Origin of the sequence: Rathayibacter sp. AY2B3 (genome assembly GCF_002931755.1) — a bacterium.
Lineage (GTDB): Bacteria > Actinomycetota > Actinomycetes > Actinomycetales > Microbacteriaceae > Rathayibacter.
The window spans coordinates 41,449-56,729 of sequence record NZ_PSUG01000010.1 but is presented as its reverse complement, the minus strand read 5'-3'; the positions used below and the strand labels follow the sequence as shown (position 1 = coordinate 56,729).

The window sequence follows — 15,281 nt, the reverse complement described above, 5'->3', positions numbered from 1 at the left end:
ACCGCCGTGCCGGGAGTCGTTTCTTCACCGCTGCATCACTCATACGGATATGTCTAGCATCGAGGTCGGCAGGTAGGGCCAGAGGCGCGAACCGACCTCACCCGTGGCGCGCATCAATGATCGTCGCACCCCGGACGTCGGCGTCGTGACCCTCGTGCCCGTGGCTGGTGTCGGTGGCGCGATCTGGGGCGCGCTGGTCGGCACGATCGTCCGGGCACCGCTCTTCGTGCTCTTCGCGGCCCTGGCGCCGCTCAGCGTCGTGACCTTCACGAGCGGCACCGTCCTCGAGGACGCCGTGCCCCTCGCCGCGCTGTCGGCGTCCGCGCCGCCCACGGCCGCGGCCGTACTGGCGGGTCCGGCCCGGCTGCTGGCCCTCGCGCTCCTCGCGGTCGCGACGGGGCGTCGGCGCCCGCTGCTCTGACGGAGCTCCCCCGGGGCGGGTCTCGATACGCGCTGCGCGCTACTCGACCAGCATGAAAGCGGCCGCTCCTCGCGCCTGTCGATCGAGCAGCCCGCGCAGCGATCCACCCCGTGCTGATCGAGCAGCCCGCGCAGCGGGCGTATCGAGATCCACGCACGAGGGCCCACGCACTCTGCGTGCGCGGGCCCTCGTCGTTCAGCGGTGCGGTGCTACTGCACGTCCTCGTCGATCCAGTCGAAGGTCTTGGTGACGGCCTTCTTCCAGAGGCGGTACTGGCGGGCGGCCTCGTCCTGGTCCATCTGCGGGGTCCAGCGCGAGTCCTCCTGCCAGTTCTGGCGCAGGTCGTCGAGGTTCTCCCAGAAGCCGACCGCGAGACCGGCCGCGTAGGCCGCTCCGAGCGCCGTGGTCTCCGCGACGACGGGTCGGACGACCGGGACGCCGAGGATGTCGGCCTGGAACTGCATGAGCAGGTTGTTGGCGATCATGCCGCCGTCGACCTTGAGCTCCTGCAGGGGGACGCCGGAGTCGGCGTTGACCGCGTCCAGGACCTCGCGGGTCTGGAAGGCGGTCGCCTCGAGCGCGGCGCGGGCGATGTGGCCCTTGTTGACGTAGCGGGTGAGGCCGACGAGAGCTCCCCGCGCGTCCGAGCGCCAGTAGGGGGCGAACAGACCCGAGAAGGCGGGGACGAAGTACGCGCCTCCGTTGTCCTCGACCGTGGCGGCCAGTGCCTCGACCTCGGGGGCCGAGCCGATGAGCCCCAGGTTGTCGCGCAGCCACTGGATCAGCGAGCCGGAGACCGCGATCGAGCCCTCGAGCGCGTAGTGCACCTCGCCGTCGCCGAGCTTGTAGCCGATGGTCGTCAGCAGCCCGTTCTTCGAGTGGACGATCTCGGTGCCCGTGTTGAAGATCAGGAAGTTCCCGGTGCCGTAGGTGTTCTTCGCCTCGCCCGGATCGAACGCCGCCTGGCCGAAGGTCGCGGCCTGCTGGTCGCCGAGGATGCCGGCGATCGGGACCTCGCGCAGCAGCGACGAGGACTCGACGTGGCCGTAGACCTCGGAGGAGGAGCAGACCTCGGGGAGCATCGACTTCGGGACCCCGAAGGCCTCGAGGATGTCGTCGCGCCACTCGAGGGTCTCGAGGTCGAGGAACAGGGTGCGGGAGGCGTTGGTGACGTCGGTCTTGTGGACGCCGCCGTCGATGCCGCCGGTCAGGTTCCAGAGGACCCAGGTGTCCGTCGTGCCGAAGATCAGGTCGCCCGCCTCGGCCTTCTCGCGCGCACCCTCGACGTTCTCGAGGATCCAGACGATCTTGGTCCCGGAGAAGTAGGTCGCGAGCGGGAGGCCCACGATCGACTTGAAGCGGTCCGCGCCCTCGTCGCCCGCGAGGCGGTCGACGATCGACTGGGTGCGGGTGTCCTGCCAGACGATGGCGTTGTAGACGGGCTTGCCGGTCGTCCTGTCCCAGACGACAGCGGTCTCGCGCTGGTTGGTGATGCCGACGGAGGCGATGTCGTGGCGGGTCAGGTCGGCGCGGGAGAGCGCCTGGCCGATCACCTCGCGGACGTTGTTCCAGATCTCGATCGGGTCGTGCTCGACCCAGCCGGCGCGCGGGAAGATCTGCTCGTGCTCCTTCTGGCCGGTGGAGACGATCGATCCCTTCTTGTCGAAGATGATCGCGCGGGACGACGTGGTCCCCTGGTCGATAGCGATGACGTAGTCAGCCATGAATGATTACTCCTTCGTAACGGGGGTGAGAGGAAGCGCGGCGGTCTAGAGGACCGGGAGCAGCACGAGCGAGGCGAGGCCCGCGAGCACACCACCGACGATCGGGCCGGCGACGGGCACCCAGGCGTAGCTCCAGTCGCTCGAGCCCTTGCCCTTGATCGGCAGCAGCGCGTGCGCGATGCGGGGGCCGAGGTCGCGGGCGGGGTTGATGGCGTAGCCGGTCGGGCCGCCGAGGGAGGCGCCGATCGCGATCACCAGGATGGCGACGGGCAGCGCACCGAGTGCGGCCAGACCGCCGTCGCCCTGACGTCCGCCGCCGAAGCCGATGACGACGAAGACGAGGACGAAGGTGCCGATGACCTCGGTGACGAAGTTCCAGCCGTACGAGCGGATCGCCGGGCCGGTCGAGAAGACGCCGAGCTTGTTGGCCGCGTCGGGCTCCTCGTCGAAGTGCTGCTTGTAGGCGAGCCAGCAGAACACGGCGCCGAGGATCGCACCGATCATCTGGGCGAGGATGTAGACGAGGATCGAGACGATGTTGACGGGCACGCCGGAACCGAACTCGGTCGCACCGCTCGCGACGAGGCCCAGGGTGACCGCGGGGTTGAGGTGCGCCCCCGAGTTGTACGAGACGATCACGCCGGCGAAGACCGCGAAGCCCCAGCCGATGTTGACCATGAGGGTTCCGCCGTTGAGACCCTTGCTCTTCACGAGCGCGACGTTGGCGACGACACCGCAGCCGAGGAGCACGAGCATGGCCGTTCCCACGACTTCGGCGAGGAAGACCACTCCGAGATTGTCCACGTTGACCTTTTCCTTTTCGTAAGACGGACGCGCACAGGCGCCCGCGGCGGGCTTCGATGCCCGACGGTGTGAAGTTATCGGCGCCCTGTCCTAGCGACAAGGAACGGCGCGTGCACGTTTGTGCGTTGTCGCGACAGAAGCCCCGGTCGAGGTGGTCCTCGGTCCGGGGCTTCCGTCGATCCGCGCCTGATCGCCGATCAGGAGGCGGGCACGGCCGTCGGGGTCTGCACCGAAGTGCCCCCGACGTCGACGCCGTTGTACTCCTTGAGGTGCGCGATGGTCGCGTCGACCTCGGACGCCCGCTTCGCGTCGTCCCAGCCCAGCACGGCGCCGGTGTGCTCGGCGAGCTCGTCGAGGAGCTCGCGGCTCAGGCCGCCCGTGAAGGCGTGGTTGGTGCGGCGCATGACCAGGTCGATCAGGTGCACCACGCTCTCGCGCTGGGCGAGGTAGCGGATCTCACCGGTGGTGAAGTCCTTGTCGAAGTCGAGCGCCTCGTCGTGTCCATCGGCCAGGGCCTCGATGACCTCCTGCGCGCGGGTGCCGTAGCGCTCGAGCAGCTGGCCCGTGCGGGCCGAGGACAGGCCGGAGCGGTGCTGGCTGATCCACTGCGCGCGGGACGCGTCGGTGCGCGGGAAGCCCTTGCCGCCTCCGATGGGGGTCTTCACGGTGGAGACGCGACGCGTCACACCGATCCGCTTGAAGACCTCGTTCGAGAGGTGCTCGGACAGGGCGCGGAACGTCGTCCACTTGCCGCCGACCAGGCTGAGCACGGGCGAGCCGTTGCCGGGGAGCGTCGAGGGCTCGATGCGGTAGTCGCGGGAGACGAAGCCGGGCGCCTCGTCGTCGTGACGCGGCAGCGGGCGGATGCCGGAGAACTTGAACACGATCTGCGAGCGGTCCACGCGGATCGCCGGGAAGACGTGGTTGACGAGCTCGAAGAAGTAGTCGATCTCCTCCTCCGTGCACACCGCCGGCTTCGTGGGGTCGGCGTCGATGTCGGTCGTGCCGACCATCACGCGGCCCTTGAGCGGGTAGATGAGGACGATGCGTCCGTCGCTGTGCTCGAAGAACATCTCGCGGCCCTCGCAGGCCTCGACCAGCTCGGGGTTGTCGAGCACGATGTGCGAGCCCTTGGTGCCGCCCATGAACGCGGTGGTCGTGCCGAGAGCCGTGTTGGTGAAGTCGGTCCACGGTCCGGAGACGTTGACGACGACGTCGGCCGCGAAGGTGAACTCCTCGCCGGACTCGCGGTCGCGCAGGACGACGCCCTTCTCGTCGGCGCCGACGGCCTCGACGTAGTTGGCCGCGCGAGCCTTCCTGCCGCCGATCAGCGCGTCGTGGAGCACGTCGAGCGCGAGGCGCTCGGGCTCGTGCACGGAGGCGTCGAAGTAGGTGGCGGTGTACTTGATCTTCGGGTCGAGCTTGGGGAGCTCGTTCAGCGAGCGCTTGCGCCCGCGGAACTGGTGGCGCGGGACCGTGCCGCCGTCGCGGGAGAAGAAGTCGTACATCGTGAGGCCGACCTTGATCAGCAGCGCGCCGCGCTCCTGCGGCTTGCCCGACTTGTGGGTCAGGAAGCGCAGCGGGGCCGCGAGGATGCCCGAGAACGTCGAGTAGATCGGGATCGTCGTCTGCAGCGGCTTCACGTAATGGGGAGCGATCTTCAGCAGGCCGTTGCGCTCGTGCACACCCTCGTTGACGAGTCGGAACTCGCCGTTCTCGAGGTAGCGGATGCCGCCGTGGATCATGTGGCTCGAGGCGCTCGAGGCACCGGAGACGTAGTCGCCCCGCTCGACGAGCGCGACGTCGACGCCGTTGAGCGCGAGCTCGCGGAACGTGCCGATGCCGTTGATGCCGCCGCCGATCACCAGGACGGTGGCGCGGGGGTTGTCGCGGAGAGCGGCGACGCTCTCACGCAGAGCGGAGTTTCCGGGAGTTCCGTCGGACTGTGCCACTTCGTACTCGCCTTCGTGTCGTAGGTGTTCCGTGGAGCCTGCGTCCATCCTCCGCCGGGCGGATGGACGATTGATTTCGCGGAGGAATACAGTCATCCTTGACCCGACAACACATCCGGTCAAGACGGGTGGAAATCCGTGCAGGGAGCGCTATGACACCGGTGAGACCGGTCGTCGAACTCGACGAGACGACCCACGCGACCCATCCCGACAAGACGCGGGACGCGCTGCGTGCGGCGCAGCTGTACTACATGCAGGATCTGACGATGGACGCGATCGCGCACGAGCTGCACACGTCGCGCTCCTCGGTCTCGCGCCTGCTCTCGCACGCCCGCGCGACCGGCCTGGTCGACATCCAGATCCGCTCCCCCCTCGACCGGGCGAGCGCCCTGTCGGCCGAGGTGAGGTCCCACTTCGACATCACGGCGCACATCGTGCCGGTGCCGGACCACACCAGCGAGATCGACCGGCTCGAACGGGTCGCCCTGTCCGCGGCGAGGATCCTCGGGCAGTTCATCGACTCGAACATGATCGTCGGCATCGCCTGGGGCTCCACGATGAGCGCGATCAGCCGCCACCTGATCGCCAAGGAGACGCACAACACGCAGATCGTGCAGCTGAACGGCGCCGGCAACACCGAGACCACGGGCATCAACTACTCGAGCGAGATCCTCCGCCGCTTCGGCGACGCCTACGCCGCGAAGGTCCAGCAGTTCCCGGTGCCGGCGTTCTTCGACGACCCGACCACCAAGCAGGCCGTGTGGCGCGAGCGCTCCACCCGCCGGGTCCTGGAGCTGCAGCAGCGGATGGACGTGGCGCTGTTCGGGCTCGGGTCGCCGTTCGCGGCGGTCCCCTCGAAGGTCTACATCGGCGGCTACCTGGAGCCGAGCGACTTCACCTCGCTCAGTGGCTCCGGGGTCGTCGGCGACGTCGCGACGGTGTTCTACCGGTCCGACGGCAGCTGGGACGACATCCCCATGAACGAACGTGCAAGTGGTCCGGACCTCTCCACCGTGCGCCGCGCGTCGCGCCGGATCTGCGTCGTGTCGGGCGCCTCGAAGCTGCCGGGCCTGCGCGGCGCCCTGGCGGCCGGCCTCATCACGGACCTCATCCTCGACGAGGGCACGGCCCGCGCCCTCATCTCCGACTGACGCCCCCGGGCCCTCCCCGCGAGATGCCACTTGGGTACGCGACACGCCGAGGCGGGCGTACCCAAGTGGCATCTCGCGGAGCTCAGCCGAACAGGGCCCGCCGCACGCGGGCGACGGTCTCCTCGGGGTGGAGGAGCACGCCGGCGGAGCGCACCCGGACGACCCGGTAGCCGAGAGCCTCGATCGCCTCGGTGCGCCGGATGTCGCGCTCGTACTGCCCGCGGTCCGTGCGGTGCTGGTCGCCGTCGTACTCGACTACGACACGTCGGTCGCGGTAGACGAGGTCCACCCGCGCGACGAACCGGCCCTCGTCGTCGTACAGCTCGACGTTCAGCTCCGGCTCCGGAAGCCCGGCCCGCAGGAGCAGGAGGCGCAGCCGCGTCTCCATCGGGGACTCCGCGCCCGCCCGCACCCAGGGCACCGCCTCGCGGGCCCGCCGCCCGCCGCGGCCCCGGAACGAGACCGCACGAGAGGTCAGCGCCTCCGGGTCGATGCGCCACCCGCGCCGTTCCCCCTCCTCGTCGCGCCCGACGATCGCGTCGCCGAGGACGACCAGGTCCTCGAGGGAGAGCGAGTCGGACAGGTGGCAGAACGTGGACGCCGGGTCGGCGACCGGGTAGCCCGCGTCGATCACCGTGACCGCGGGGTCCCACAGATGGTGCGAGCGGACACCGATCCGGCGTGCGGCGCGCTGGGGCGGCGCCACGGACACGTGGAGCGGCGTCGTCACGCCGGGACGCGGACCCGGGAGGCCGAGCAGGTGCGCCGCCGTGGCGTGCGAGAAGAACTCGCCAGGGCGCATGACCGCGCCGTAAGCCCGGATCCGCTCCTCGAAGGTGAGCGGCTCCACCGCCGCCCGCGCCCCTCGGAACACGACGATCGGATGCTCGGCTGCCAGACCGCGCCTCGTCGTGCCGTCCCTTGACGCCGTCACCCCGGCTTGCTCGCTGTCCATGCCCCGAGGATGTCCGACCCGCCCGACCCCTGCAGGAGTTCTCCACAGCCCCTTCGCGAGATGCCACTTGGGTACGCGACACGCCGAGGCGGGCGTACCCAAGTGGCATCTCGCGCAACGGGAAGGAGGCGGCGGCGGGGCGGGTCAGGACTCGCGAGCGTGCGCGTCGAGGAACTCGTAGACCTCGGCGTCGTCGATGCCGGGGAAGGTGCCCGACGGCAGCGGCGCGAGCACGTGCGCGTGCAGGCGCGCACTCGGCCAGGCGTTGCCGTCCCAGCGCGCGGCGAGCTCCGACGGGGCGCGCCGGCAGCAGGACTCGTCGGGGCAGCGGGAGAGCTCGCGGCGGTCGGTGTCGCGGCCTCGGAAGAAGCGGGCCTCGGCGAAGGGGACGCCCACGGTGATCGAGAACTCCTCCGTGGCGGTCGTCCCGGTCTGCGACGCCGACCAGAAGGTGCCCGCCGGGGTGTCGACGTACTGGTAGTACTCCGTCGTCCGGTTGGTCCGGGTGAACGCCGAGCGCGCCGACCAGTAGCGGCAGACGACCTGGCCCTCGACGGCCCCGGTGACATCGGTCGGCAGCGGCAGCCCGTCGTTCTCGTAGGCCTTCTGGATGGAGCCGTCCCCCAGCACCCGCAGGAAGTGCATCCGGATGTCGAGGTGCGAGGTGAGCAGGTTCGTGAAGCGCAGGGCGGCGGCCTCGTGGGTGACGCCGAAGCCGTCCCGGAAGTCCTCCACCGAGATGTCCCGCTCGCGCTTCGCCTCCTGGAGGAACGCGACGGCCGGCTCCAGCGGCATCAGGCAGGCGGCGGCGAAGTAGTTGATCTCGAGGCGCTGCCGGAGGAAGTCGGCGTAGGTCACCGGCCGCTCGTGCCCGAGGAGGCGGTGCGCCATCGCCTGCAGCGCGAGCGCCCTCAGGCCGTGCCCTCCCGGGATCGAGGCGGGCGGGAGGTAGATCCTGCCGTTGGCGAGGTCGATCACCGATCGCGCCGAGTGCGGCAGGTCGCCGACGTGGATGATCTCGAAGCCGAGGTGCCGGGCCATCTTCGAGACGGAGCTGTGGGTCAGTGCTCCTCCGCGGTGCCCGACGGTGCGGAGCATCTCACCCGCCACCTCCTCGATCTCGGGCAGGTGGGAGCTGCGCTCGCGCAGCTGGAGCCGCTGGGCGGTGTTGGCCCGGCGCGCCTCCTCCGGCGTGGCGCTGGCCTCGCTCCGGCGGCGGGCGAGCTCGCGGTAGACGCCGAGGAACGCCTCCAGCACGGGCGTGCTCAGCCCCTTGTTGACCTTGAACTCGGGCAGGCTGAGCGAGCGGTAGAGCGATCCCTTCTGCACGCGCGCCAGCTCGATCTCCAGCGCGGCCCGCTCGCTCGGCGGCTCGTCCGAGAGCAGCGCCGCCAGCTCGACGCCGAGCGCGGCCGCGAGGCGCTGCAGGAGGGAGAGGCGCGGCTCGCGTCGGCCCGTCTCGATCAGCGAGAGCTGGCTCCCCGACACGTCGACGCGCTCCGCGAGCTGCCCGAGGGTCAGCCCGCGCCGGGTGCGGAAGTGGCGCAGGCGCTGCCCGAGCAGCACGGCGTCGGAGCCCGGTGCGGGCGTCGAGGGATCGGACACGGCGAGCTCCAGCGATCTGTTGTGACGGAAGCGCAAAAAGACCGTTTCTTGACCGCCTGAGCGCCGGGAATACCCCTTGATCCTCCTCCATCCTGGCCTGAGGCGCCACCGAGCGCCCCTCCCGGCCCGGCCGGCCTCTCCCCGGCTGCGGCCGGCGACTCCCCACCCCCGTCGACGACGACCACCGAAAGCGGAGCCAGCATGAGCATCTACAGCAACACCGTCCGACTCGAGCCGAGCACCATGACCGCGCCGACGTCCGTCCCCGCGCCCGTCGTGCCGCCGGCGCCGCTCGCCCTCCGCCGCTGGGTGCGCGAGACCGCCGCGATCCTGAAGCCCGACGCGATCGAGTGGAGCGACGGCTCCCCCGCCGAGTGGTACCGCCTGACCGAGCGGCTCGTCGCCTCCGGCACGCTCCTCCCGCTCAACCCGGAGTGGCGGCCCGGCTCGTTCCTGGCCCGTACCGACCCGGACGACGTCGCCCGGGTCGAGGACCGCACCTTCATCTGCACTGTCGACGAGGCCGACGCGGGACCGACCAACAACTGGCGCGAGCCCGGCGCGATGAGGGCCGAGCTCGCTCCCCTCCTGGACGGAGCGATGCGCGGACGGACGATGTACGTCGTCCCGTTCTCGATGGGGCCTGTCGGCGGTCCGCTCTCGCAGCTGGGCGTCCAGGTCACCGACTCGGCCTACGCGGTGCTGAACCTGCGGATCATGGCGCGCGTGGGCTCCGAGCCGCTCGCCGCCTTCACCGAGGAGACCCCGTTCGTCCGCGGCGTGCACACCGTGGGGCTGCCCCTCCGCGACGCCGACGGCGTCACCCGCGAGGACGTCGCCTGGCCGTGCAGCCCGGTGAAGTACATCACCCAGTTCCCCGAGACGCGCGAGATCGTCTCGTACGGCTCCGGCTACGGCGGCAACGCCCTGCTGGCGAAGAAGTGCTTCGCCCTGCGCATCGCCTCGGCGATGGGGCGCGAGGAGGGCTGGCTCGCCGAGCACATGCTGCTCATCCGCATCGTCTCCCCCGAGGGCCGGCGCTACCACGTCGCAGCCGCCTTCCCGAGCGCGTGCGGCAAGACCAACCTCGCGATGATGCAGCCCGCGATCCCCGGCTGGCGGGTCGAGACACTGGGGGACGACATCACCTGGATGCGCCGCGGGACGGACGGACGCCTCTGGGCGATGAACCCGGAGACGGGCTTCTTCGGCGTCGCTCCCGGCACCGGGGAGAGCTCGAACCCGAACGCCGTGCAGACGCTCTGGGGCAACACGATCTTCACCAACGTCGCGCTCCGCGAGGACGGCGACGTGTGGTGGGAGGGCCTGACCGACGAGGTCCCGGAGCGGCTGACCGACTGGCGCGGGCAGCCGTGGACGCCGGAGTCCGGCACGCCCGCCGCGCACCCCAACTCCCGCTTCACCGCTCCGGCCGTGCAGTGCCCGTCGCTCTCCGCCGACTGGGACGCCCATGAGGGCGTGCCGCTGGACGCGATCGTCTTCGGCGGCCGACGGGCGAGCAACGTCCCGCTGGTCACGCAGGCCACCTCGTGGCAGCACGGCGTCTTCCTGGGAGCGACCGTCGCCTCCGAGAAGACCGCGGCCGCGGAGGGCACGGTCGGGGAGCTGCGCCGCGACCCCTTCGCGATGCTCCCCTTCTGCGGCTACAACATGGCCGACTACTTCGCGCACTGGCTCGCGATCGGTGCCGAGCTCGGCGATGCGGCGCCGGCCGTGTTCCAGGTCAACTGGTTCCGGAAGGACGCGGACGGCGAGTTCCTCTGGCCCGGCTTCGGCGAGAACGCGCGGGTGCTGCAGTGGCTCGTCCGCCGCCTGGAGGGGCTCGCGGAGGCGCGACGGAGCCCCCTGGGCGACCTGCCGCTCGCGATCAACACGCACGGGCTCCTGCTCTCCGCGGCCCAGAAGGAGGAGCTGTTCTCCGTCCCGGTCGAGGCGTGGCTGGAGGAGTGCGCGCTCACGGAGGAGTTCTTCGCGCGGTTCGGCGACCGCCTTCCGCCCGAGCTGACCGCCGAGCTCCAGGCCCTGCGGCTCCGGCTCCTCGCCGAGAAGCTGCCGCTGGCGGCCTGATCCCCCGAACCGAGCCGGCTGCGGCCGGACACCCCTGTGGCCCGCGGGCGGATCATCCCCCTCTCCTCGCACCCCCGCGGGTCCACTCCCCCTTCCGCTCCCACGACGACGGGCACCATGACCGACCGCATCACGCTCCGCTTCCTCGCCGCTCCGCAGGACGCCACCGCAGACGGCCGCAGCGCCCAGGCGGGCCGCGTCCTCGAGTGGATCGACAAGGCCGGCTACGCCTGCGCCGTGGGCTGGAGCGGCGGCTACTGCGTGACGGCGTACGTCGGCAACGTCCACTTCACCCGGCCCATCTCGGTCGGCAACCTGATCGAGGCGACCGCCCGCGTCATCCACACCGGGCGCACGAGCATGCACGTGCTGGTGCAGGTCGCGCAGGCGGATCCGCGGACCGGCGTCTACGAGGACGCGACGCACTGCCTCCTCGTGTTCGTCGCCGTCGACGACGGGAAGAGGCCGCGATCGGTCCCCGAGTGGAGGCCCCGCTCGATCGAGGACCTGTCCCTCGCCGAGGGCGCCGCCGCCCGCATCGAGGGCCGCCGACGGCTGCACGACGTGATGCGGGCGCAGGAGTACACCGAGGAGGGCACCGGTCCGCGGATCGTGTTCCGCTTCCTCGCGGCGCCGGGCGACGTGAACTGGGGCGGCAACGCCCACGGCGGGATCGTGATGCGCTGGATCGACGAGGCGGCGGACGCGGTCGCGCAGCGCTGGACCGGCCGTGACGCGGTGGCCGTCTACTCGGGCGGGATCCACTTCTACCGTCCGGTGCGCATCGGGCACCTCGTCGAGGTGGAGGCGCGCCTCATCCACACGAGCGCGCGGAGCATGCACCTGGCGGTGCACGTGCGCTCCGGGGACCCGCGGACCGGCGAGCTGGAGCTGACCACGCAGTGCCGGAGCGTCTTCGTGGTGCGGGGCGCCGACGGCGCGGCCGAGCCGGTCCCGCCTCTCGAGCTGCGCACCGAGGAGGACCGGCGCCTGGACGCCCATGCGCGCGAGCTGATCCTCCTGCGAGCGGCGCTGCCGCCACTCCCGCTCGCGGGGACGCCCGGCGCTAGGGTCGGAGCGTGAAGCTGCCGATCCTCGTCCTCAACGGCCCGAACCTGAACCTGCTCGGCACCCGCGAGCCCGAGCTCTACGGCTCGGACACCCTCGCCGACGCCGAGGCGCTGGCGGCGGAGGCGGCCGAGCGGCACGGCTTCACGGTCGAGACCTTCCAGAGCAGCTCCGAGGGCGCGATCGTCGACCGGCTGCACGCGGCCCGCGGCACCGTCTCGGGAGTGGTGCTCAACGCCGGGGCGTACACGCACACGTCGATCGCGATCCGCGACGCCGTCCTCGCGACCGAGCTGCCGATGGTCGAGGTGCACGTGAGCAACGTGCACCGCCGCGAGGCGTTCCGGCAGCACTCCTACCTCTCGGACGTCGCGGTGGCCGTGATCGTCGGCGCGGGGATCGCCGGCTACGGCTACGCGGTGGACGTGCTCGCGCGAGCGGCGGACGCGCGGTGAGCGGGCTCGGACGCTCCTTCGGCAGCGCGGTCGACGCCTACGACCGCGGGCGCCCCGGGTACCCGGACGACGCCGTCGACTGGATCGTGGGGCACGCTCCCGCGCGGGTGGCGGGCGCCTTCGTCCCGGAGCGGGCCCGTGCGGCGGGAGCCGATGCCTCCGCCCGGCTGCGCGCCGTGGACCTGGGCGCGGGAACGGGCAAGTTCACCGCGTCGCTCGCGTCCCGCGGCCTCGACGTCACCGCGGTCGAGCCCGACGCGGAGATGCTCGCGCGCCTCGCGTGGAATCTGCCCGGGGTCCGCCCCGAGGAGGGGACGGCCGAGGCGATCCCGGCCGCGGACGCCTCCGCGGAGCTCGTCACCGCCGCGCAGTCGTGGCACTGGGTCGACGCCGAGCGCGCGGGAGCCGAGGTCGCCCGGGTCCTGGTCCCGGAGGGCGTGCTCGCGCTGGTGTGGAACATCCGCGACGAGTCGGTCCCCTGGGTGCACCGGCTGGGCGAGGTCGCCGGAGCGTCCACCGCCGAGCGGTTCGAGACGCTCCGCCCGCCGCTCGGCTCCGCTCTGGAGCGGGTGGCGTTCGCCGCCTTCGAGTGGTCCTTCGAGCTGGACCGCGCCGGCGTGCGCGACATGTTCGCGTCCCGCAGCTATGTCATCGCGATGCCCGACGAGGAGCGCGCCGCGGTCCTCGCGGCGGTCGACGCCGTGCTGGACGAGGAGTTCGGCGAGAGCCGGACCGTTGCGATGCCGTACTCGACGCGGGTGACGATCGCGCGCCGCTCCTCCTCCGCCTGACTCCGCGCCGCGCGCCGCGGACCGCCCCGCCCGCCGACTACCCTCGGAGGGCGCCGCACCGGCGCGAGCACCGAGAGCACGAGGAGAGACGCACGTGAGCATCATCGCCGCCGCAGACGGGTCCGCACTGGGCAACCCCGGCCCCGCCGGCTGGGCCTGGTACGTCGACGACGAGCGCTGGGCCGCGGGCGGCTGGTCGCACGGCACGAACAACATCGGCGAGCTCACCGCCGTGCTCGAGCTGCTGCGCGCGACCGCGCAGGAGGAGGAGCCGCTGCACATCCTCTGCGACAGCCAGTACGCCATCAAGGCCTGCACCGAGTGGCTGCCGGGCTGGAAGCGGAAGGGCTGGCGCAAGGCCGACGGCAAGCCGGTGATGAACGTCGAGATCATCAAGGCGCTCGACGAGGAGCTGCAGGGCCGGGCCGTCACCTTCGAGTGGGTGAAGGGGCACGCCAACCACCGGATGAACGAGGCCGCCGACGTCCGCGCCCGGAGCGCCGCGACCGCCTACCAGCGCCGGCAGCCCGTCGACGCCGGGCCCGGATGGCCGACCGCCGCTGCTCCGGCCGCTCCGGCCGCCCCCGCCGCTCCCGCCGTCGAGGACTCCGCCACCCTCTTCTAGCCGCCCCCGCCCCCTAGGGCAGCCGCAGCAGGCCCGTCTCCACCAGCTCGCGCACCCGCGGCAGCACCGAGTCGGACACCGCCTCCTCCTCGACCTGGAGGAGCGAGGCGACCGCCGCCGCGATCGCCGCCACCGAGAGCTCGCCGTCGCAGGCGCCGACCACGGCGGCGAGCGCCGTGTCGACCTCCTCCACTCGCGCGAAGCCCCCGCCCTGGCGCAGCCGCAGCACCGTCGGATCGTCGTTGCCCGGCCAGTAGTGCCGCTCCTCCGTGACGTCTCCGGCGACCACCAGGGCGAGGCCGGCCAGAGCGCGGTCGTCGAGCGGGGCGAGGGCCTCGGCCGCGTCCAGGCAGGCGGCGAGGTGCCCGCCCAGGCCCGCGGTCGCCACCGGCGTGGTGATGCGCTCGAGGCGGCGGATCGGCGGGCGGGGCTGCTCGGGCAGGCGGAGCGTGACGAAGCCGAAGCCGACGCCGGTCACGCCGCGCCGCTCGAAGTCGGTCAGCCAGGCGTCGACCAGCGCGTCGAACGCGGGGCCGCGGGTCGTGCCGCCGTCCCGGATCCAGGTCTCGGCGTAGACCGCCGGGTCCTGACGCTCGCGCTCCACGACCCAGACGTCCAGCGGAGAGGCGGTCCCGCCCATCCAGGCGTCGAGCCCCTCCGGCCCCGCCTCGAGCGCCTGCTCCAGCGGACTGCGGGCGTCGGCGAGCCAGTCCGCGATCCGGTCGAAGGCGTCCGCGCCCTCCCGGTACTCCCAGTTCCCCAGGAGCTGCGCGACACCGCCGGGGACCAGGTGCTCGGCCGCTCCGAGGATCACGCGGCGCACGATCTCGTCGCCCTCGAGCCCGCCGTCCCGGTACTCGTAGGAGGGGACGCCCTCGGCGCGCGGCGTGATGACGAACGGCGGGTTCGTGACGATGTGATCGAAGCGCTCGCCCGCGACCGGCTCGTAGAGGCTGCCGAGGCGGAACTCGATGTTCTCGATCCCGTTGAGCGCCGCGGTGAAGGAGGCGAGCGCGAGCGCGCGCTCGGAGATGTCGGTGGCGACCACCTGCTCGGCGTGGCGGGAGGCGTGCAGCGCCTGGATCCCGCAGCCGGTCCCCAGATCGAGCACGCGGCCGACGGGCCGCTGGATCATCAGCCCGGTCAGCGTGAGGCTCGCGCCGCCGACTCCGAGCACGTGGTCCTCGTCGAGCGCGCGGCCGAGGGCGAGCTCCCCGAGGTCGGAGGCGATCCACCACGAGGCCGCGCCGCGCTGGTCGACCACGTCGTAGGGCCGCAGGTCGAGCGCCGCGGTGACGACGGCTCCGGCCTCGACGCGCACCAGGCCGAGCTCCTCCGCTCCCTCCAGCGAGAGAGCGCCGAACGCCTCCTCCGCGTCGTCGGCCGAGACGGGATCGGCCAGGAGGAACAGGCGGGCGAGGGTGGCCAGCGCGTCGTGGTCGCCGCTGCGCTCGAGGGCGCGGCGGGCGGGGACCCGGTCGCCTCGGTGCAGCGCCTCGGCCGCTTCGTCGCCCCAGAGCCCCCGCACGGCGTCCACGCCGTAGCGGGCGCGGATCAGGTCGTCGCGCAGGAGGGCGATGCGGGCTCGGTCGAACGGGTCTGCGGAGAACACCGCTCCATCCTCCTGCACGCGGGTCGGCCG

At 71.9% G+C, this 15,281-nt stretch carries 13 protein-coding genes; 7 read left to right on the top strand and 6 right to left on the bottom strand.

What is annotated here, in order from left to right:
* Positions 1 to 160 precede the first annotated feature (160 nt).
* Entirely contained in the window at positions 161 to 421 is a 261-nt protein-coding gene (locus C5C24_RS05090) for a hypothetical protein (protein ID WP_146082526.1), read from the top strand.
* A 209-nt stretch (positions 422 to 630) separates the two neighbouring features.
* Here C5C24_RS05090 and glpK read toward each other — a convergent pair whose 3' ends face one another.
* The 3 genes from glpK to C5C24_RS05075 form a co-directional block, all read right to left on the bottom strand.
* Complete coding sequence (gene glpK / locus C5C24_RS05085) at positions 631 to 2,145, bottom strand: glycerol kinase GlpK (RefSeq protein ID WP_104226427.1); 1,515 nt, start codon at positions 2,143 to 2,145, stop codon at positions 631 to 633.
* A gap of 45 nt (positions 2,146 to 2,190) precedes the next feature.
* Complete coding sequence (locus C5C24_RS05080) at positions 2,191 to 2,901, bottom strand: MIP/aquaporin family protein (RefSeq protein WP_374952909.1); 711 nt, start codon at positions 2,899 to 2,901, stop codon at positions 2,191 to 2,193.
* Positions 2,902 to 3,146: 245 nt separating this feature from the next.
* Entirely contained in the window at positions 3,147 to 4,901 is a 1,755-nt protein-coding gene (locus C5C24_RS05075; RefSeq protein ID WP_258065055.1) for a glycerol-3-phosphate dehydrogenase/oxidase, read from the bottom strand.
* 152 nt (positions 4,902 to 5,053) lie between these two features.
* On the opposite strand from C5C24_RS05075, the gene C5C24_RS05070 reads away from it, so the two are divergent.
* The gene (locus C5C24_RS05070; protein ID WP_104223198.1) at positions 5,054 to 6,052 is read left to right on the top strand and encodes a sugar-binding transcriptional regulator; all 999 of its coding nucleotides are present in this window, start codon (positions 5,054 to 5,056) and stop codon (positions 6,050 to 6,052) included.
* Positions 6,053 to 6,134: 82 nt separating this feature from the next.
* Here the strand turns inward: C5C24_RS05070 and C5C24_RS18550 are convergent, their stop codons facing one another.
* Together C5C24_RS18550 and C5C24_RS05060 are read right to left on the bottom strand one after the other, a co-directional pair.
* On the bottom strand, positions 6,135 to 7,007 hold the full coding sequence (locus tag C5C24_RS18550) for an endonuclease domain-containing protein (RefSeq protein ID WP_104304456.1): 873 nt from the start codon (positions 7,005 to 7,007) through the stop codon (positions 6,135 to 6,137).
* A 144-nt stretch (positions 7,008 to 7,151) separates the two neighbouring features.
* Entirely contained in the window at positions 7,152 to 8,612 is a 1,461-nt protein-coding gene (locus C5C24_RS05060; protein WP_104304455.1) for a helix-turn-helix domain-containing protein, read from the bottom strand.
* Between the two features lie 243 nt (positions 8,613 to 8,855).
* Between C5C24_RS05060 and C5C24_RS05055 the strand changes: the two genes are divergently transcribed.
* From C5C24_RS05055 to C5C24_RS05035, 5 genes are all read left to right on the top strand, one after another.
* Positions 8,856 to 10,700: a phosphoenolpyruvate carboxykinase (GTP) gene (locus C5C24_RS05055; protein WP_104275417.1), complete on the top strand. Its 1,845-nt coding sequence runs from the start codon at positions 8,856 to 8,858 to the stop codon at positions 10,698 to 10,700.
* Between the two features lie 117 nt (positions 10,701 to 10,817).
* Positions 10,818 to 11,783 (top strand): acyl-CoA thioesterase, encoded by a 966-nt coding sequence (locus tag C5C24_RS05050; RefSeq protein ID WP_104282023.1) that lies wholly within the window; start codon positions 10,818 to 10,820, stop codon positions 11,781 to 11,783.
* Positions 11,780 to 12,223 carry a type II 3-dehydroquinate dehydratase gene (gene aroQ, locus C5C24_RS05045; protein WP_104275366.1) on the top strand — a complete coding sequence of 148 codons (444 nt, stop codon included), beginning with the start codon at positions 11,780 to 11,782 and terminating at the stop codon, positions 12,221 to 12,223. The genes C5C24_RS05050 and aroQ overlap by 4 nt, the downstream gene beginning before the upstream one ends.
* Entirely contained in the window at positions 12,220 to 13,014 is a 795-nt protein-coding gene (locus tag C5C24_RS05040) for a class I SAM-dependent methyltransferase (protein WP_104304454.1), read from the top strand. The genes aroQ and C5C24_RS05040 overlap by 4 nt, the downstream gene beginning before the upstream one ends.
* A gap of 94 nt (positions 13,015 to 13,108) precedes the next feature.
* Positions 13,109 to 13,639 carry a ribonuclease H gene (locus C5C24_RS05035; RefSeq protein WP_104275368.1) on the top strand — a complete coding sequence of 177 codons (531 nt, stop codon included), beginning with the start codon at positions 13,109 to 13,111 and terminating at the stop codon, positions 13,637 to 13,639.
* Between the two features lie 13 nt (positions 13,640 to 13,652).
* On the opposite strand, the gene C5C24_RS05030 is transcribed toward C5C24_RS05035, so the two are convergent.
* On the bottom strand, positions 13,653 to 15,251 hold the full coding sequence (locus C5C24_RS05030; protein ID WP_258065054.1) for a methyltransferase: 1,599 nt from the start codon (positions 15,249 to 15,251) through the stop codon (positions 13,653 to 13,655).
* Positions 15,252 to 15,281 lie beyond the last annotated feature (30 nt).